Source organism: Pseudoalteromonas sp. T1lg75 (assembly GCF_002964705.1).
Lineage (GTDB): Bacteria > Pseudomonadota > Gammaproteobacteria > Enterobacterales > Alteromonadaceae > Pseudoalteromonas.
In genome coordinates this window covers 340,399-359,838 of the sequence record NZ_PQCD01000015.1, presented here as the reverse complement: position 1 = coordinate 359,838, position 19,440 = coordinate 340,399, and the positions used below count along the sequence as shown (strand labels likewise).

Genomic DNA, 19,440 nt, shown 5'->3' with positions numbered 1-19,440 from the left:
CTTTAATCCCTGTCTAATTTATATAATTAACTTCACAGGCCCTCACCTTCCTCTACGCTTACGCTATCGTAATTACTTCCAAAACACAGGGATGCCAGGTATTAGCGGGATTAATAGCTCACCTACCTAGCCGTTCTTGAGTACGTTTGAAATTCGTAAGATTTCTTGTCGCAGCTCACTTTAAGTAGGCTATAGCGCAGGCGACATACATACAGCCATTGTTATTAGTAAAATATACAACTAACCAGGTTCAATCAGATGGATTGAAAAACCTTTAGTTACAGGCATATGCTCTTGTGAAATCACACGAAGCGCAAACTGGGTTATCATTTATATGGCGCGATTTATGCTGATTGACCGGGTAGAGATTTCCAATATTTGAAATTTATCACCTCCATGCGGTCCTTAGGGGCGTCGGGAAGAGTTAAACGATAACTGGTAAGTATAGAGCTGCTCATGCCATTACAAACAGCTCCCCGAATGAGGTTGACGACGAAAGAATGTGGGGGTAGGTCTACTACGGCACAATAACCCCCTGAAAAGTCTAAACTCTACCAGCGGCAACAACCTATTTTGTCGTCGTAACACATCACTCACGAAGAGAATACGGCCAAGCCCCTCACTACCACTGCGAAGTAAATGCACGAGCCATGCACTGAAATTATAAATTCCCTTAATTTTTTACCTGTCTGTTAGCACTACCGCCTCAACTTGAAGTACCTTCACTCACTATTGGCTGGGCGAATAACAAGACAACTGAATGTGAAGTAACTAGGACCATCTAATCAGACTAAACAGCCAAGTCTAATGGCAGATCACTAATATCTTTGAGTCGCTTACCATCAATCATGGATTTTAGCTGCTCCAAGTTTGCATCCAATTTTGGATCTTCATCAACCATTTCAGTTAGCGCTTCTAAAAGCTCATACAAAGCAAAATGATATACACAATCAATGTCACCGGTCCCTTCAGCTAGGGAAGCCAGTCGAGAAGGAGTTGGCTCTGCTGTAATAGCAACTATGTGAGGAACACGACCTTTTCGAGCCCTAATTAAATTCAGTGCTTCTGTTCGAGTGTTTTGAGCTCTATCAGAACGCATTGTAAATTTACAAGAAACGCTCGCATGGAGCAGTTCAGGAACACAGTCATTAGCTTTAATTCTGTCGGCCCTTAAACTAGCCTGAAGGCTGGTATCTTCATCAACCAAATTTGATTTTAGGTTGATCACTGTGTCTGGCTCAGGCTTTCTGATTACTGCTACATCAGGTGCAATCGTATAACCATCACCTAAAAAATTGCGTAGTTCACTATGTTCATTTGCCAACCGTTGTAATTGTGTTAAATGAGCGTACTGTTCAAAACGACCAATAATATTCCCACTGCGACTGCTTACTTTTTCAACAACCCAGTTACCCGGTCTAAGATGACCTAATTGTTCAAATGAACGAGCTAAAAAGTTTTTACAAGCCTCTTCAAAGTGATTGCCTAAAGTTTGAGCCTGCGGCTTACTTTTAACGTGGTGTACTTCTTGTTTCAAACCCTTCGCGATTTTGTCCGCGATAATGTTTGCTATTGCCGTGCTAAAATTTTGTGATTTGTCCGCGTTACTTGCGGCTAAATAACTTTCGCCTTTGTTCTTTCCTTTCTCATATTTATAAGTGGATACAGAAAGCGTTTCATTAGCTATTAGCTCAAGGTGAAACTCTCGTCTTAAGTCTCTAAAAACACTCATGCCGCTCTATACTCTCCTTGTACGATTCGTAAAACTTCCATTAATTTTTCCCCAACAGCTTGTGCCACTGGTGGCGGAAATGCATTACCTACTTGACGGTATGCATTTGTTTTATTTCCTACAAACGACCAGTCTGCTGGAAAGCCTTGTATTTTTGCGGCCATCGGCACTGTTAGAAGAGGCATACCCTCGGTTCCAGGTCGAATGGTTCCGTTTCGCATTAAGACACCTTTAAACCCTGGTCCTGGTACTTCCTCCAAACTACCAACCCTATGCCCGTTTACTCCTAGTGCTTGCCATTGAGCCTTTGCTCGAGTGGGGCCTAGGTCTGGACCACCGTGCTTTTTAGAACCACCGACAAGAGTTGGAGCAATGCCGTCAGCCATTTCTCTCCATCTTTCAACCCCTTCCCATCCTTTTTCTGACATCATGTCAAATAAAGCATCACCAACCGTTGGCGTAGGCGTATCAATAGGTTCAGGCCACTCAAAATGCTTAAAATGGGGCTTTTGAACAGCAACTAATATCATCCGAGGTCTAAGTTGAGGCACCCCAAAATCACTTGCTTGCAACACCTTCCACTCGGATAAATAGCCTAAATCGGATAAATGGCTAGTAATCGCATCTCGATATGGTTGAAATTTTGACTCAGCTAATCCAGGGACATTTTCCAACATGACCATTAAAGGCTTTACAGACTGTACAATCTTCAAAGCGGTAGGAAAAAGATCCCTTTCATCGTCAGCCCCTAACTGTTTACCCGCCTTGCTAAATGGCGGACAAGGCACACCTCCAGCGACCAGGGCTATTTCACCTTGATAGGCAGCTGCTGAAAAATTGGCAAAATCCTTCAAATCACCTTCGACTATTTTATTCCATCCTAGATTTAGCTTTTCATTATTAAATCTCAGCGTAGAACAAGCATGCTCGTCAATCTCAATTAACACCTCATGCTCAAAGCCCGCATTATGCAGGCCTAAAGCTTGCCCACCAGCACCTGCACACATTTCTATAGTTTTCATAATCGAAGGAACCAATTAGCTCTTATAGCAAGCGATTATACCCACATAACATTTATGTACCAACTTCCCTACGCCAAATTTTATCGTGCGGTCTGAGTACCAACTTTAAAGTATAGGGGCGTTATATCTCGGTATTACAAGGCATCCCTTTTTACGTTTTTTTTGGGGGACCCTTTAACCCCCCACCCCCCCCTGTGTGACTTTACACCTAGCAGAGTGAAATTATCCCCCAAATGTCTAGCGCAAATCTTTTGGCAGCATATGCCAAGACACACCTTCACAACCTTCTCGATACTGTTTAATGGTGATATACGTCTGCATCCTCCCAAGCCGCCACAGCGCTGTTTCAACGAGACATGACAGCTGTAAAGGCAATACCTGGTTCCCGGCCCGGTATCGGTTTAACTTACGCGTGAAGCAACTAGGATGTGAATAACCAAGCACACGAGCCATCTCAGACCAGCTTACTCCAGTTGCTTTGGCGAGAACTGCATCACTGAAATTACTTACATGCTGCTGTTTAGAAGAAATGAGACGAGATTTTAAAGGCATAGAGCCCCCAGATATTAGATGTGTATAGCCAACTTAAAACCATCAAAAAAAACAATGTAACACTCTGATTTTAAGTAAATTATAGTACATTTACAGTATTTATGGAGTGACCCCTCCGTATGCACTAGAGTTATTACCACCTAGACTAGTAAAAGCCACAAAAACCCATCGATTTGACGACACAACTAAGGATCATTTAGTTTCTTAGTACATGATCTGTATCCCAGTGCGTACTTCACAACGATTTACCTATCTGCTGAAAGTCCTTAATAACTTTAAAAGTGGTGACAAAATGGTGACAAGAAATCTAAAAACCAAAAAATAAAAACTTTAACTAACTGTTTTAATTGCAATTTTTATTTTAACCACACATTCAGATCCAAAATATTGAGTAAACCTTCGGCTCGAAATTAGACACCTTATCCGGCCTCGCTTTATGCGGGGCTTTTTTGTGCCTTTTTGCTCAATTAGCTGAGTTTTTCCAAGCTCCTGTTTTTACTGTTTATTTATCTTCATTATCTCTTTCACTTATATTAAAAATAAAAATTATAATTAAATGGAATATAGAACTTTAACATTAAAATCCTCCTTAAAAATTAACTAAAATAAAAATCTAAACATTAAAACAACTGAACAAATACTCTATTTGAAATTTACCTAGATCGACAATAAAATAACAACCCATTGTTTAATAATAAATTAAAACAAAAAAAACAATCAAATAAAAAGCAACCAACAATTTAGTACACTTTTAACACAAAATGGTACACATAATAAATTGACCATCAACGCCGATTATTAAATAACTAAAAGCCACCGAAAATATAATAACAATCTCGGTGAATAATAAAAAATCATCAACGGAGAATGTCCAATGAGAGCCAAATCCATGCTCAAGAAGGCTTCAGTTGCGCTAACGGTTGCGGCGGGTTTATCGCTTGCTACTTCGGCTAATGCTATGAAGCTGAAAAAACAAAACCTAGAAGAACTCACTTCCGCGTCACAAAACATCATCGCCGGCGAAGTCATTAAAGTCACCGATGGCTTCGATAACAAACGCCCTTATACCGAGGTCACCATCGCGGTCAACAGTGATGCCAAAGGCAAACTAAAGGACGACTCAACCTACACTTTTCGCCAGTTTGGCTTGCTAAAGCCACGCTCAATGGGCAACGGCAAGGTGTATTTAGGCGTTACACCGGACGGTTTCGCCAAATGGAACGAAGGTGAAAACGTGATTGCCTTTATGTACAAACCGGCTTCTATTACCGGCTTCCAAACGACCGCGGGCATGGCACAAGGTAAGTTTGTTGTGCGCGATGGCAAAGTTGTAAACCAATTTGCGAACACGGGCTTATTTGAAGACATGGATACATCAAAATTTTCTGATGAAGAGCGTAATATGCTCACTAATCCTGGCGCCGTGAAAGTTGATGTCTTTATGAATTTGATCGGTAAATTAGCGGGAGGACAGCAGTAATGAAATTTTCAAAACTTGCAGCAGGTATTGCTTTAGCCACACTGTCTGCCGGAGCACTTGCCGGTGGCCCTCTATATATCCACGAAAAGACAATGCAACCATACAAGTGGAATACCGCAAACGGAACCATCCCTGTATGGACCGACGGTGGTCAACTCATTAAAGACAAAGATGGTAACGATGTTCAAGCATTCACCATTTTAGAGAAAGGCACTAAGTTCAACGTTGATATCACGCTGCCTGATGGTGAGGTCCTGCCTAAGAACATAACCCTAGATCGCGATTACACCTTCCTGACGATTGCTCAAGCTAACGCCGTAACTGCCGACGCCGTTGCCCAATGGTCAAATGTTGAAACGTCAACCTTGGATATGGCCGTTGCAGGCACCATTGAAAGCCAAACTGGCATCAGTGACGTTAATGCATCTAATGTAGACCAGATCTATGGTGCGGAAAATGGTTATGGCTTCTGGGTTAACTACGACAGTGATGGCGCAATTCTGGAAGAATATTTTGGTATCCCTCGTAACCAGGTACTGGGGATTGCCTTCCCTGAGTGGGCCGATGAAGAAACCGGTGAAATCACCGAAGCAACGGCACTGATGAATGGTTGGTACATAGATATCAACGACACCGAAGGCAAGATGGTTCAGGGTGTATTTACCCATGAATTCGGTCACGCTATGAATATGTCTCACTCGCAAGCAAATGGCCATTTAACCTATATAGCCTCCCCTTGGAGCCCTCAGTACGATGGTGTACCTGGCTGCAGCACGACTAACGAATACACACGTCGAGGCCAAGCTCCAGCCGATGGCATTGAAACCATGTTCCCATTTATCAACGTGCGCAGCGCTGAAGGTGCGGAGCAAGGTACTGTCAACGTACGTGATGACATTGTTAATATTTCCGACCTCTACCCAACTGCGGATTACAAAACCAAATACGGTACCATCAAGGGTAAACTGCTTACCAAAGATGGGGTTGAGTACTCGGGCATGAACATGATCGCCCGTAACCTGGATAACCCCATGTACGACGTGATCACTCAGCAAACGGGTAACATGACACAAGGTCGTATCGGCCCCGATGGCTCGTTCACCATCAATGGCTTAACACCTGGCGGCCGTTATGCGCTATATATGGAGCCAATTCGTGCCGGTGGCTACCCAACCACCCCATCCGCGCTTATTTCCGAGTCTGAGTATTGGAACAGCAACGAAAACTCATCACCAGCAACAGACAATGCCTGTGATATGACTGAGATCGTTGTTGCCGGCGGTGAGACTAAAGAAATTGAAATGCATTTCAACGGCTACAATGACGGTATTCAGTACACCCCTCTCGTACAAGCCTTTGTTACCGAGCACGCCAAAAATGGTAAAAAGGCGCTCGGCACCACGTATGGTGGCGTGCCTTTCGTATACGATAGCGTTCACAATACCTTTGACCTGATGTTTGCTGAAAACGGCGCGCCACTGCTGAGCTCAACAACCGCGGCAATGAACAAAACTGCCACCAAGGCAGCGGTGGTTGCAGATCTCGATGGCAATGGCATTGGCCAGGGCGCGGTGTGGGACATTCGCTCCGGCAAGTTAACTGTATTGGAAGACCTAACTAACAACACTTGTTACCTTTCAAGCCAGCAAGGTGTCAGCTCTCATTCTATCTGGGACATTGATGATGAAGGCAAGCAGATAGTTGGTGTTACACGTAAGCCCAATTCAGGTGGAGACGAGTGTGCAACAGGACAAGGCGCCAGCTCATACGCAGTCCCTACGGTATGGGATGTCAACACAGGCAAAGCGACCCTGCTGCTTAATGGTCTAGAGTTTGTAAAAGCTTCTTATGGCTCGCGCATGTACGCGCAAATCAATGGCGGTCGCACAGAAGCGTGGATCCGCGCCGATGCCATTTCGGGCAATGGTGAAGTGATCACCGGTACTGGCAACAGCCAGGGCCTAGTGGCCTGGGTTGACGGTGAACTGCATGATATCAACACCATGTATGGTGCCCGTGACACAGCCGTAATGAGTACCGATGGCGAGCAAGTTGCCTTTAATACGCTGATTGGTGAAGGCCGAAATCGTAAATATGATGGCATCAAAGTCTGGAACACCAAAACTGATGAAATTAAGAGCTTAGGCAGCTTACGCTGGTGTGACGATATTCCCTATATTCAACGCTGGACCAACTACTGCGAAGCGCCGTATAACCTAGATCATGAGTACATCTCATCGGTATTGGGTGTACCTAGCATGCTTCCGCTCGACGCCAATGAGGATCTGTCCGTGATCACTGCCCGCTACAATGGCGGCAGCGCCATCTACATGGAAGGTCTGGGCTGGATGAAAGCATCTGAGTTTTTTGCTCGTCAGGGTGTGGTAGAAGCTAAGAACCTATTAACCGACAACTGGTTTGCGATGAGCGCCAACGGCTCGGAGATGATGGCTGGCTTGGCGGGTGTGCCAATGAGCATTGAAATCGATGCTAACAAAGCCTTTGTTTGTAAAGATGGCACTAACCAAGAGCTGAGCTTCCCTAAGCAGGTGATAGCCGCAGTTAAAAATGGTGCTGAATTCGGTCGCTGTGAGCACCTAGACGACAGCTATTAATCTTTATGTTGTGACCCCAAGTAATGGCCCTTAACCGGGCCATTTTTCTATTCCACCTGAGGCTTTCGCTCTATTTTTTATCGTAATTGGGTGCATAAATATACAAATATGGTTATATAAATTCACTTATTCATAACCATTAATAGTTAAAAACCCTCCCAGCTAGATTTACACCAAATAGAAACAATTAAGTTAACAAAATCTTCTACTTACCTCATCTCGATACGAGGTAAGGGACAGTTATGGATAGACCTCAAAACCGGGATGAAAACAACCCCAACCAATTGATATTTAAATTAATTAAAACAAAAAACCGAATTACGCCAGAGACAGTTAAAACGAATACACTTGTACAAAAGTGTACATAAATTGCGTTGAATACTCATCCACAATGTTCAATAAATGTTCACCACCGAAACATGTTATTAACAGCTCGATGATTACAACACATTCATCAATGGAGAGTGTCCAATGAAAACAAAATCATTACTTAAAAAGGCTTCGATCGCATTGACTGTCGCTGCAGGTTTGTCACTTGCTACGTCAGCTAATGCAATGAAGCTTAAAAAGCAAAACTTGCAAGAGCTCACCGTGGCTTCGCAAAACATCATCGCTGGCGAGGTTATTAAAGTAACCGATGGCTTTGATAATAAGCGCCCCTACACCGAAGTCACCATTGCGGTAAACAGTGACGCCAAAGGTAAGTTGCAAGACGACTCAACTTACACCTTCCGCCAATTCGGTCTGATCAAGCCGCGGCCTTTGGGCAATGGCAAGGTGTACCTGGGTGTGACTCCTGAGGGCTTTGCAAAATGGCATGAAGGCGAAACCGTCATTGCCTTTATGTACAAACCTGCTTCTATCACTGGCTTCCAAACCACCGCAGGCATGGCACAAGGTAAGTTTGTGATCACTAACGGTAAGGCCGTAAATCAGTTCGCTAACAGCGGCCTATTTGAAGATATGGACACATCCAAATTTACCGATGAAGAGCGCAACCTTATTACCACCCCAGGGGCGCTAGATGTAGATACCTTTATGGGCCTAGTTGGTCGACTTGCAGGAGTACAGCAGTGATGAAATTCTCAAAAATTGCAGCAGGCATCGCCCTTGCTACTATCTCGATGGGTTCAATTGCAGGCGGCCCACTTTATGTACATGAAAAAACCATGCAGCCTTATAAGTGGGATACCTCTAAAGGCACTATCCCGGTGTGGACAGATGGCGGTCAACTTATCAAGGATAAAGACGGTAACGACGTAGAAAGCTTTACCGTGCTTGAAAAGGGCTCCACCTTCAACGTAGATATCACCCTACCCGATGGTACGGTGCTGGAGAAAAACGTTCCGCTTGACCGCGATTATACGTTTCTTACCATCGCCCAGGCCAATGCCGTCACCGCCGATGCGGTTGCTCAATGGTCCAACGTTGAAACCTCAACCCTGTCAATGGCCATTGCCGGAACAATTGAGAGCCAAACGGGGATCAGCGATGTGAATGCCAGCAACGTAGATCAAATTTACAGCGCCGAAAATGGCTACGGCTTTTGGGTCAACTATGACACCGATGGCGCCATTTTAGAGAACTACTTTGGTATCCCTCGCGACCAGGTATTGGGTATCGCCTTTCCTGAAATCGCCAACGAAGAAACCGGTGAGATCCTCGAAGCGACGGCACTGATGAATGGCTGGTACATCGATATCAATGACACTGAAGGCAAGATGGTACAAGGGGTATTCACCCATGAGTTTGGTCATGCCATGAACATGTCACACTCTCAAGCAAACGGCCATTTTACTTACGTAGCTAAACCTTGGTTTCCGCTCCATGATGGTGTTGCCGGTTGTGCAGGTACAACGACTTACACGAATCGTGGTCAAGCACCAACCGATAGCATCGAAACCATGTACCCCTTCATTAACGTGCGTGGAGTCGAAGGCCTAGAGCAAGGCACGGTCAATGTGCGTGATGATATCGTCAATATTTCCGACCTCTACCCAACGGCGGATTATAAATCTAAATACGGCACCATTAAGGGTAAGTTATACACCAAAGAAGGCGTTGAATACTCGGGTATGAACATGGTTGCGCGTAACCTGGATAACCCGCTTTACGACGTGATCACCCAGCAAAGTGGTAACATGACCCAAGGCCTAGTTGGTCCAGACGGTTCATTCACCATTAGTGGTCTAACCCCGGGCGGTCGTTATGCTCTGTATATGGATCCTATACTTGCCGGTGGCTACCCAACCACACCAACGAGTATCATCTCCGAGAATGAATACTGGAACGAGAATGAAGGTACGTCTCCAGCGCTAGATCAGGCCTGTGACATGACTGAAATCATAGTGTCTGGCGGTGAAACCAAAGAAGTGGAAATGTACTTCAACGGTTATCACAGCGGGATTCAATACACGCCGCTTGTTTCTGCGTTTGTCGTTGATCACTCGAAGAATGGTAAAAAAGCACTGGGCACGACCCTAACAGGCATTCCTTTTATCTATGACAGCGTGCAAAACTCTTTTGAGACTGTGGTCACCCCCGAAGGCTTTGCCCCATTGAAAGCAACCAATGCGGCAATGAACAAAACGGCAACAAAAGCCGCGGTGCTGGCCGATATGGATGGCAACGGCATTGCTCAAGGTGCGATTTGGGACCTGCGCTCGAATCAGTTAACCGCATTAGAAGACCCAAGCAACAACACCTGTGCGCTAGGTGGACAAACAAGCGTAAGCTCTCATGCTATTTGGGACATGGATGACACAGGTCACATTGTCGTGGGCAACTCCCGTAAACCGAATGCCGGCGGCAATGAGTGTGCGCCTGGCGCGGCTTCTCAGTCTTACGGCGTGCCAACCATTTGGGATACCAAAACGGGTAAAGCGACCCTGTTGACCGATGGCTTAGAGTTTATCCCTAGCAGATGGGGCAATAGTTATGAGGTGCTGATCAACGGTGAGCGCACAGAAGCCTGGGTTCGCGCCGACAGAGTGTCTGGAAATGGTAAAACCATTACCGGTTCGGGTAACAACAACAACTCACAATTGGCTTGGGTCGATGGCAAATTACGCGATTTGTTTAAAGACTTTGGCGCCCTCAATGCCTCGGTTATTTCTCAAGATGGTGAGCGCATCGCCTTTGGTTCACAACGTGGCTTTGGTCGCAGAGCCTTCGGTCAGGGTGTGAAAGTATGGCACGCTGGTACCGACGAAATTACCGAACTAGGTGGCCTGCGTTGGTGTGACGATGTACCTTTTGTTAACTTCGGTATGAACATGTGTGCAGCGCCATTCAACCTAACCCATGAAGACATTGCCGCAAATTCAGGCCTGCCTCTGATGATGGTGATGGACGCAAACGACGATTTATCACTTATCACAGGCCGTACCCTAATCGGTGGTATGCCAGCAGGTTCAACCATCTACCTAGAAGGTATTGGCTGGATGACGGGTGAAGAGTTCTTCGCTAAGCAAGGTGTGATTGAAGCTAAGAACCTGATGACCAACGGTATCTTTGGTGTCAGCGCCAATGGCTCAGAAATGATGGCCGGTCTGGTTGGGGCTTCAACGCCAATAACCATTGAGATTGACGCCAACAAAGCCTTTGTTTGCCAAGACGGCGTAAACCAAGAGCTAAGCTTCCCGAAACAAGTTGTGGAAGCGGTGAAAGGCGGTGCCGAGTTTGGCCGCTGTGAACACCTAGACGACAAATATTAATCTCTGTGTTGTGACTCCTAAGCAATGGCCCTTAACCGGGCCATTTTTCTATTTATCACCTACCAAGTCGGCTCCTTGTTAGTCGCCTGACTGATCGCGGTTACTGCCGGCCTTTATGATCTCGGCATTGTTCCTCGGGGTATTCAAACTCCAAGGTGGTGTGAGCCAGATCGAAATCGGCAAGCAGGTGCGCTAACCGCTGCTTTAAGTCCATCACCTCTGCCGCATTGAGTTGCTCGTGCAAACATAAATGGGCGGTCAGTACATGATGCTCGCCATCCAAAGACCAATAATGTACATGATGGGCGGTACTGATTTCTTTGGGCTCCACCAGCAACGCTGCAAGCCTGATTTGAGTCTGCTGATCCGGCGTTCCCTGCAGGAACAATCTGATTGTTTGCACTAGATTGCGGGCTACGTTAACCAGAATAAAGAGGGTAAACAGAATGGATAAGATGGGGTCGAGTATCGGCCAGTCGACAAACATCAGGGTTATGGCCACCAGCAGCACCGCCACCCAGCCAAGCACATCTTCCAGCAGGTGCCAGTTAAGCACCTTTTCATTTAAGGATTTGCCCTTACTCAGTTTGAACGCCGCATAGCCATTGACGGCAATGCCCAGCACTGCCAACAGCAGCATACCCTCGGTCATGGGCATAACCGGATCAAAAAGTCGCGGTACGGCCAACACCAACACCCAGCTTGAGCCGACAATTAGTACCAGAGAATTCAGCAAGGCACCGAGCAAACTTAGACGCCGATAGCCATAGGTAAAACGGGCATTGGCATGCTTGTTACTGAGCTTATTAAGCACCCAGGCGCTGCCGATGGCTAGGCTGTCACCCAAGTCGTGTACCGCGTCGGCCATGATCGCCGTACTATTAGTGAGCCAGCCGCCAACAAACTCTATCAGGGTAAAGCCGAGGTTTAAAAAGAATGCCCAACCGATGCGCTCGGAGGCGATATCCTGGTGATGATGGTGATTGTGTGAATGCACCGGTTTCCCCTGAGCACGGTCAATATCATCAAGTTAGTGTAAAAAGGCCATTAAAAGCAATGCACGAACGTTAAGTTTTGCCTCTCGTTGAGCTCAGCACCTGGGTTTCGCCAAGGTCGAATCGCCACTTTCTCTCATCTAGGGCTTTACTCTACTCAGTGTTAGGGCTATCAACCCTCCTTATTAACCCCAAGACAGAAATCCGTTATACTAGTGGGCTATTTTTAGTCGTCCTATTATTAGTTAGAGAGACAACATGAGCCAAGTTCGTGGTAATTTGTTTATTCTTTCTGCGCCTTCCGGTGCAGGGAAATCTAGCCTTATCAATGCCTTGCTAGAGCGCCATGCCAACATGCAGGTGTCGGTATCGCACACCACCCGCGCCCCTCGTCCAGGGGAAGAAAACGGCGTACATTACCACTTTGTTGACCAAGCCCAGTTTAAAGAGCTGATCGATAACGATGATTTCTTCGAGTGGGCTCAGGTGTTCGACAACTACTACGGCACCTCTAAGGCCGCCATCGAGCAGCAACTGGAAAATGGCATCGATGTGTTCCTAGACATCGACTGGCAAGGCGCCCGTCAGGTACGCGAGCTTGCTCCTGAAGTGACCACCATTTTTATTTTGCCGCCGTCCAAGGATGAACTACAAAGCCGTCTTACCAATCGCGGTCAAGACTCGGCAGACGTGATCGCCGCGCGCATGGAAAAAGCACAATCGGAAACCTCACATTACGACGAGTACGACTATGTGGTGGTTAATGATGACTTCGACACCGCCCGTGATGAAATAGCCACCATAGTGGCCGCCACTCGTTTGCGCCTAAGCACACAAAAGCGTAAACACGGCGCCCTGATCGACGAACTATTAAAATAAAACCCGCCCAAGTATTGGCCTGGAGTGGGTGTTGCAGTAAACTAGGCGTTTACAGAATTAATTTTTGGAGTGAAGCATGGCTCGCGTAACTGTTGAAGATGCAGTAGATAAAATTGGCAACCGTTTTGACTTGATCCTTGTCGCGGCGCGTCGTGCGCGCCAGATTGCGGTAGGCGGTAAAGACCCTATGGTAGACGCGGAAAACGATAAACCTACGGTTATCGCTTTACGTGAAATCGAAAACGGTCACATTACCCCAGATACCCTAGACGCAATCGAGCGCCAGGAGCAGCAAAACCAAGAAGCTGCCGAAATGGCTGCCGTTGCCGCTATCGTTGGTGGTAACCAATAAGCGCATATGATGCTCTGTAAACGGCTGCAATTTCCTTGCAGCCGTTGGCTTTCCCCGCTTTTCATCGTATATTCACTTCATTATCTATTTCTCCTCGCTGTTTCCGGAGCGTGAATGTATCTCTTTGAAGGCCTCAAGAAAAAAATATCAGAATACCTAGCACCCGATGATGTGGCGCTAGTGCAAAAAGCCTATGTCGTCGCGAGAGAAGCGCACGAAGGACAATTTCGCTCAAGCGGCGAACCATATATCACCCACCCCGTTGAAGTAACGCAAATCCTCGCCAACATGAAGTTGGACCATGAAACCCTGATGGCCGCCTTAATGCACGATGTCATTGAGGACACGGATTTTTCTCAACAGGACCTGGCGGGGATCTTCGGTGAAACCGTCGCCGACCTGGTTGAAGGGGTGAGTAAGCTCGACAAACTCGGCTTTAAAGATAAAAGAGAATTCCAAGCGGAAAACTACCGCAAAATGATCATGGCGATGACCCAGGATATTCGCGTCATCCTGATCAAGCTCGCGGACCGCACCCACAATATGCGTACCTTGGGCGCCCTGCGTCCGGATAAGCGCCGTCGTATCGCTCGTGAAACCTTAGATATCTTTGCCCCCATCGCCAACCGCTTGGGTATCCACGATATTAAAAACGAGCTTGAAGACCTAGGTTTTCAAGCCCTCTACCCGATGCGCTACCGCGCCTTAAAGTCGGAAGTAGCCAAGGCCCGCGGCAACCGTAAAGAAGTGATCACCAACATTCAAGGTGAAATCGAATCGCGCCTGAGCGAATGGGGTATCCACGCCCAAGTATCCGGCCGGGAAAAACACCTGTACAGCATTTATCGTAAGATGCTGAACAAGGAGCTGATGTTCAACGAAGTCATGGACATCTATGCGTTTCGCATTGTGGTCGACAGCATGGACACCTGCTATCGGGTACTTGGTGTGGCTCATAACCTGTATAAGCCCATTGAAACCCGCTTTAAAGATTATATTGCGGTACCAAAAACCAATGGCTACCAATCGTTACATACCTCGCTGGTTGGCCCGCACGGCATTCCCGTAGAAATTCAAATTCGCACCCTGGACATGGATCACATGGCCGACAAAGGGGTCGCGGCCCACTGGATGTATAAAAAGGCGGGCGAAAATTCAGGTCACACCGCACAGCAACGGGCGCGTCAGTGGATGCAAAGCCTGCTGGAGCTGCAACAAAGCGCCGGCTCCTCGTTCGAATTCGTGGAAAACGTAAAAACCGACCTGTTCCCGGAAGAGATTTATGTGTTTACCCCGGATGGTCGTATCGTCGAGCTGCCCATGGGTGCCACGGCGGTAGACTTTGCCTATGCGGTGCACACAGATGTGGGTAACACCTGTGTCGGCGCTCGCGTCAACCGCAAGCCGCATCCGCTCAGCAAGGCACTGGATACCGGACAAACCGTGGAAGTGATCACCAGCTCGGGGGCGCATCCAAATGCCACCTGGCTGAACTTTATCGTGACCGCCAAGGCGCGTCTATGTGTGCGCAACTACCTTAAAAATCAGCGTCACGAAGAGGCGCTGCAACTGGGTCGCCGCTTACTGGACTCTGCCCTTGGCGAGTATTCGCTCGACAACATCAGCAGCGACACCATGAACCGGGTGCTTGAAGAGCATCAGGTCAACTCGGTGCTGGAGCTGATGGTCGAGATCGGTTGTGGCAACATTATGAGCGTGCTGGTTGCTAAACGCCTACTGCAGGGCGATGAAGCAGATCTGGACAAGCTAGCGACCTCAACCAAGGCCGCAATCATAGGCACCGAAGGCATGTTGGTAAACTACTCCAAATGCTGCCGCCCGGTGCCCGGTGACGATATCGTCGCTTACGTCAGCCAAGGCAAGGGACTGACCGTACACCGCCAGGAATGTAAGAATATTCGTGGCTGGCGCAACGAGTTATCAAAGTATTTCGTGGTGAAGTGGGAAGACAATTCGGAGAAAGAATACATCGCCACGCTGCGGGTGGAAATTATTAACCACCAGGGTGCCCTGGCTAAACTCACCAGCTTAGTGGCCTCTACCGGAGCGAACATTGTCGAACTGCAAACCGATGAAAAAGAAAGTAACCTCTACGTAATAGACCTCGGCGTGACGGTGAAAGACCGCATTCACGTCGCCAATATTATGCGTCGCATTCGGGTAATGCCGGATGTGCAAAAGGTTTATAGAAAAAAATAAAGGAAAATCATGAACAAAATTATCATTTCTACCGAAAATGCCCCTTCGGCTATCGGTACTTACAACCAAGCCGTTAAAGTTGGCACCGCTGTTTACCTATCGGGCCAAATCCCTCTAGTGCCAAGCACTATGGAAATGGTGTCGGACGACTTTGCCGAGCAAACTCACCAGGTATTTAAAAACCTGATTGCCGTATGTGAAGCCGCTGGCGGCGAACTACAGGACATGGTTAAAGTAAATATCTTTTTGACCGACCTAAGCAACTTTGCCGTCGTGAACGAGATCATGAGCCAATATTTCAAAACCCCTTACCCGGCTCGCGCTGCAATTGGCGTAAAAGAGCTACCTAAGGGCTCTCAGGTTGAGATTGACGGCATCATGGAATTACCGTCGACCAACTAAGCTCCTTCGAGCCTGGGCTAACCCGAGGACTCCCTTGGAGTTAGCCCTTAGCATGTAACATGAGTTATCTCCTGGCCTCTCCCCTCCTGCATCTTCCAATCTCCTTGTAAATTGCATACAGTAGAATCAAGCCTCTCTAAGTCCTGTGCGAGCAAGGAATTATTTGTGTTTGAATTAGCCGACAACGGCCAAGTTATAGTAACTCTCAACGCCGACTGCGCCCCGCCGCCGTCCAAAGCCTTGCTGCTTGAAGCCCTGGCAAAATCACCCTTTGGCGATTGTGATATCGCCAGTGACGAGATAGATAAGTTTTATGCTGGCGAGCACGACGCCGCCCAACTAATAGTGGCAACACAGGTCGATGCCCAACTCGAAGTGAACATTAGTGATGACAAAATGACAGCCATAGGTCGGCTTACCACGGCACAGGGCGGCAAGATGCTGACTCTGGATGAAGGCAAGCGTGCCATCGTCCTTGCCGGAGTGCGCCGGGGCTATCAACAAGTGTTGTTGGAAAAGTTGCTGCAGCAACAATTACGCCTGGGCCCTGGGGTGAGCGTCAAAGGCACCCTGGCCAAAGGGCGCTTACCTCAAGATGGCAAAGACAGTACGCTAGTAAAAGAAACCGCTACCCTTAAAGATCGCATTAACAGGCCGCAACACAGAGACGATGGCACCGTCGATATGCGTGACTTCGGTAAGCTCGCCAGCGTTGAGCCGGGCGCCTTACTGATGACGCAGCAGCCCGCCACTGTGGGCAAAGAAGGCTACACGGTCACCGGCGACACCCTCTCCCCAAAACCGGGGAAACAATCAAAGTTAATTCCGGGTGAAGGTGCTAAACTCAATCCCACTAACCCCTTAGAACTAGTCGCCACCATCAGCGGCGTGCCGGTAGAAACGGCTCAGGGCATGCGCGTCGATGACATCTTCACCATAGGCGAAGTCAATGTGAAAAGTGGCCATATCGATTTTAACGGCTCGGTATTGATCACTCAGGGGGTCGCGCCCGGCATGCGCGTTACCGCCAAGGGCGATATTACCGTGCTCGGCACGGTGGAGTCGGCCATACTCAGCGCCAGTGGCGATATCTGCATTAAACAAGGGGCGTTTGGTCACCCCAACCATCAGCAGGATGAGCAACAGCTGACCTGCCAAATCAGCGCCGCTAATGGCGTTTATCTTAGTCATGCCCAGTACGCCTATATCGAAGGCAATGATATACATATCGAACGTCAGGCCAGTCATTGTCAACTAAAGGCAATGGCCAGCATTATCGTCGGCGCTCTCGATAACCCCAATGGCAAACTGTTCGGCGGCGAAGTCCTGGATGCCTGTCGCTTGGAGGCTGGGGAAATCGGCAATGAGTCGGGAGCCAAGATGCGCATTAACCTGCTTGCCCGCGGCACCGATATTACCGCCGAGCATGACACCCACGTGCAACACTTAAACGAAAACGACACCAAGCTGCGTACCTTGCAGGAGGCGCTAGAAAAAGCCGAAGCCCTCAAAGATAAAGACAAGAAAAAACAGTTAATCGAAAAAATCGGTGCCACGCAACTGGCTCTGGTGCAACAGGCCGATGAACTAGAAACCAGACTTAGCGCCCTGGATAACGCGCTTAACACGCTGGTAAATAACGCCCAGCTTATCGCCCATCATAAGCTAAACCCAGGGGTTGCCATTCAGATTTTTGATAAGGCATTGAAAACGGCGCGGCAATATCCACCCTGTGTGCTAAAGATAGCAAAGAGTAAAATAGAGATTGAGTTTAAAACCAGTTAATCCTGCCTCCATTTATACAGAAGAGCGTTCAATAACTTAGAAACTTACTTCAAAACGGAATTATAAAAATGAAGAAACTTGCATTAATGGCGGTACTATCTGCCCTGGCTGGCTGCTCGGCCAGTACGCAATTTGAAGCCCTACAAAATGACGTGACCCTTAGCATAGATACGAATTCAAGCTTTGTAGTTGATGCCGATGAACAACACACTTTTAGCACCACCAGTTTCGGCCAATATGAATTTAAGGCGGAACAAAAAGGAAAAGAACCATTTTACGGTATCCTACCCCTAAAATTTAATGGTGGTTACTTAGCCGCTGATATCATTTTCTTTGCGCCAGCTATGTTCTTTAACCTCAGGGAAGTATTCCCTTATTACCAGTTTGACATTGAAAACTCGGTTCTGCGCTACAAAAAAGATGCTGAAGGACCTTGGATTCTTTACAAACCAAAGCAATCTGAGATGCACCGTGCCAAAGAGTTTTTTGAAAACTCGGCTCCATAATGATGGTCACGCCAGCACGTAGGTCGTTGCTGGCGTGACCTGTTAGGGAGAAATTACAGCAGTGCCTCGCGTTGCTTCACCTCCTGTGGCCACACACCTACTTGTACCTGACCTATATGGCTTTTTTGTAAGAGCAACATGGCTAGTCGCGATTGGCCTATACCGCCGCCTATGGTTTGCGGCAGCTTCTTCGCCAATAACGCCTGATGCCAAGGCATGGTGCTTTTGTGGCTTTGTCCGCTGAGCTCAAGCTGAGTTAATAAAGACTCGGGACACACACGAATACCCATGGAAGAAATCTCAAAGGCGTCTTCAAGCACCTTGTTCCATACCAGGATGTCACCGTTTAACCCCGGCAATCCTTCATCAGCGGTAGTCGACCAATCATCATAATCCGGCGCCCGCACATCATGGCGTTGACCATCGGCCAGTTGACCACCGATACCAATCAAAAATACCGCCCCCAAACGCTGGCAAATAGCGCGTTCGCGCTCTTTAGCACTGAGGTCCGGGTATTCCTGGCGCAGCTTTTCGGCATGCACAAAGTGGATCTGCTGTGGTAGTTGCGGCGCGATGCCAAATTCGCGACCGACAAATTCCTCGGTGGCCTTAATGGCGCCATAGATGCTTCTCACTGTCTCTTTTAGTGAGGCCAGACTTCGCTCGGTGCGCTCACAAATGACCTTTTCCCAATCCCATTGATCCACATATACGGAATGGATGGGGCTGAGACGATCTTCATCGGGGCGCAGCGCCTTCATATGAGTGTAAATACCGGTACCGACGCTAAAGCCGTAGTCCCCTAAAGTCTTGCGCTTCCACTTGGCCAGGGAGTGCACCACTTCGTAGCTTTGTTGCGGCAGGCTTTTCACTTGCACCGCGACCGCTTTTTCATGGCCGCTCAGTTCATCCTGCAGGCCATCACCGACCTCAGCCAAAATAGGCGCCTGCACCTCGACCAGGTTTAAGGCGGTGGCCAGTTGTTGTGAAAAAATCTGTTTAACCGCACTAATTCTTTGTTGATGTTGAATAAATTCTTGGCTCATGGTCCTCGTTCCCATTGCTACAGTTGCTTCGTTAGTAAAAACAATACTCCAACCAAACAAACATTCAATACCATCTAAAAGAAATAGCTTTACTTAAAAATAAAAATCAATTTAACTTAAAAATATTAGATTTCATTC

General features: G+C 47.5%; 14 protein-coding genes. 10 read left to right on the top strand and 4 right to left on the bottom strand.

The annotated features are described in order from the left end of the window. Window positions 1-790: 790 nt before the first annotated feature. Together C2M36_RS04325 and C2M36_RS04320 are read right to left on the bottom strand one after the other, a co-directional pair. Entirely contained in the window at window positions 791-1,732 is a 942-nt protein-coding gene (locus C2M36_RS04325; RefSeq protein ID WP_105253839.1) for an NgoMIV family type II restriction endonuclease, read from the bottom strand. Next, window positions 1,729-2,754 carry a DNA cytosine methyltransferase gene (locus tag C2M36_RS04320; RefSeq protein WP_105253838.1) on the bottom strand — a complete coding sequence of 342 codons (1,026 nt, stop codon included), beginning with the start codon at window positions 2,752-2,754 and terminating at the stop codon, window positions 1,729-1,731. Before C2M36_RS04320 ends, C2M36_RS04325 begins: the two co-directional genes overlap by 4 nt. 1,510 nt (window positions 2,755-4,264) lie before the next feature. On the opposite strand from C2M36_RS04320, the gene C2M36_RS04315 reads away from it, so the two are divergent. The 4 genes from C2M36_RS04315 (at window position 4,265) to C2M36_RS04300 (ending at window position 11,117) form a co-directional block, all read left to right on the top strand. Beyond that, complete coding sequence (locus tag C2M36_RS04315) at window positions 4,265-4,786, top strand: hypothetical protein (protein ID WP_234399084.1); 522 nt, start codon at window positions 4,265-4,267, stop codon at window positions 4,784-4,786. Further along, on the top strand, window positions 4,786-7,401 hold the full coding sequence (locus C2M36_RS04310; protein WP_105253837.1) for a hypothetical protein: 2,616 nt from the start codon (window positions 4,786-4,788) through the stop codon (window positions 7,399-7,401). Before C2M36_RS04315 ends, C2M36_RS04310 begins: the two co-directional genes overlap by 1 nt. Before the next feature lie 555 nt (window positions 7,402-7,956). Continuing rightward, the gene (locus tag C2M36_RS04305) at window positions 7,957-8,478 is read left to right on the top strand and encodes a hypothetical protein (protein ID WP_234399083.1); all 522 of its coding nucleotides are present in this window, start codon (window positions 7,957-7,959) and stop codon (window positions 8,476-8,478) included. Continuing rightward, a complete protein-coding gene (locus tag C2M36_RS04300; protein ID WP_158678852.1) occupies window positions 8,475-11,117 on the top strand; it encodes a hypothetical protein in 2,643 nt (880 codons plus the stop codon). The genes C2M36_RS04305 and C2M36_RS04300 overlap by 4 nt, the downstream gene beginning before the upstream one ends. Before the next feature lie 100 nt (window positions 11,118-11,217). On the opposite strand, the gene C2M36_RS04295 is transcribed toward C2M36_RS04300, so the two are convergent. Continuing rightward, window positions 11,218-12,114: a cation diffusion facilitator family transporter gene (locus C2M36_RS04295; RefSeq protein ID WP_105253834.1), complete on the bottom strand. Its 897-nt coding sequence runs from the start codon at window positions 12,112-12,114 to the stop codon at window positions 11,218-11,220. A 256-nt stretch (window positions 12,115-12,370) separates the two neighbouring features. Here C2M36_RS04295 and gmk point away from each other — a divergent pair, with 256 nt between their 5' ends. The 6 genes from gmk (at window position 12,371) to C2M36_RS04265 (ending at window position 18,256) form a co-directional block, all read left to right on the top strand. Beyond that, window positions 12,371-12,991, top strand: a complete 621-nt coding sequence (gmk, locus tag C2M36_RS04290; protein WP_105253833.1) for a guanylate kinase — start codon at window positions 12,371-12,373, stop codon at window positions 12,989-12,991. A gap of 76 nt (window positions 12,992-13,067) precedes the next feature. Then, window positions 13,068-13,343: a DNA-directed RNA polymerase subunit omega gene (gene rpoZ / locus C2M36_RS04285; RefSeq protein WP_105187776.1), complete on the top strand. Its 276-nt coding sequence runs from the start codon at window positions 13,068-13,070 to the stop codon at window positions 13,341-13,343. 114 nt (window positions 13,344-13,457) lie between these two features. Then, window positions 13,458-15,563, top strand: coding sequence for a bifunctional GTP diphosphokinase/guanosine-3',5'-bis pyrophosphate 3'-pyrophosphohydrolase (spoT, locus tag C2M36_RS04280; RefSeq protein WP_105253832.1), 2,106 nt, complete (start codon window positions 13,458-13,460; stop codon window positions 15,561-15,563). Between the two features lie 9 nt (window positions 15,564-15,572). After that, on the top strand, window positions 15,573-15,965 hold the full coding sequence (locus tag C2M36_RS04275) for a RidA family protein (RefSeq protein ID WP_105253831.1): 393 nt from the start codon (window positions 15,573-15,575) through the stop codon (window positions 15,963-15,965). Between the two features lie 165 nt (window positions 15,966-16,130). Further along, window positions 16,131-17,750 (top strand): DUF342 domain-containing protein, encoded by a 1,620-nt coding sequence (locus tag C2M36_RS04270; protein WP_105253830.1) that lies wholly within the window; start codon window positions 16,131-16,133, stop codon window positions 17,748-17,750. Window positions 17,751-17,818: 68 nt separating this feature from the next. Then, a complete protein-coding gene (locus C2M36_RS04265; protein WP_199774837.1) occupies window positions 17,819-18,256 on the top strand; it encodes a hypothetical protein in 438 nt (145 codons plus the stop codon). Between the two features lie 53 nt (window positions 18,257-18,309). Here the strand turns inward: C2M36_RS04265 and asnA are convergent, their stop codons facing one another. Continuing rightward, entirely contained in the window at window positions 18,310-19,302 is a 993-nt protein-coding gene (asnA, locus tag C2M36_RS04260) for an aspartate--ammonia ligase (RefSeq protein ID WP_105253829.1), read from the bottom strand. Between the last annotated feature and the right edge of the window lie 138 nt (window positions 19,303-19,440).

Bases quoted from the DNA above. Each gene is read 5' to 3' on its own strand.
- C2M36_RS04265 (WP_199774837.1), top strand. From the start codon at position 17,819: ATGAAGAAACTTGCATTAATGGCGGTACTATCTGCCCTGGCTGGCTGC.
- C2M36_RS04275 (WP_105253831.1), top strand. From the start codon at position 15,573: ATGAACAAAATTATCATTTCTACCGAAAATGCCCCTTCGGCTATCGGT.
- asnA (WP_105253829.1), bottom strand. From the start codon at position 19,302: ATGAGCCAAGAATTTATTCAACATCAACAAAGAATTAGTGCGGTTAAA.
- C2M36_RS04305 (WP_234399083.1), top strand. From the start codon at position 7,957: ATGAAGCTTAAAAAGCAAAACTTGCAAGAGCTCACCGTGGCTTCGCAA.
- spoT (WP_105253832.1), top strand. From the start codon at position 13,458: ATGTATCTCTTTGAAGGCCTCAAGAAAAAAATATCAGAATACCTAGCA.
- C2M36_RS04325 (WP_105253839.1), bottom strand. From the start codon at position 1,732: ATGAGTGTTTTTAGAGACTTAAGACGAGAGTTTCACCTTGAGCTAATA.
- rpoZ (WP_105187776.1), top strand. From the start codon at position 13,068: ATGGCTCGCGTAACTGTTGAAGATGCAGTAGATAAAATTGGCAACCGT.
- gmk (WP_105253833.1), top strand. From the start codon at position 12,371: ATGAGCCAAGTTCGTGGTAATTTGTTTATTCTTTCTGCGCCTTCCGGT.
- C2M36_RS04315 (WP_234399084.1), top strand. From the start codon at position 4,265: ATGAAGCTGAAAAAACAAAACCTAGAAGAACTCACTTCCGCGTCACAA.
- C2M36_RS04310 (WP_105253837.1), top strand. From the start codon at position 4,786: ATGAAATTTTCAAAACTTGCAGCAGGTATTGCTTTAGCCACACTGTCT.
- C2M36_RS04320 (WP_105253838.1), bottom strand. From the start codon at position 2,754: ATGAAAACTATAGAAATGTGTGCAGGTGCTGGTGGGCAAGCTTTAGGC.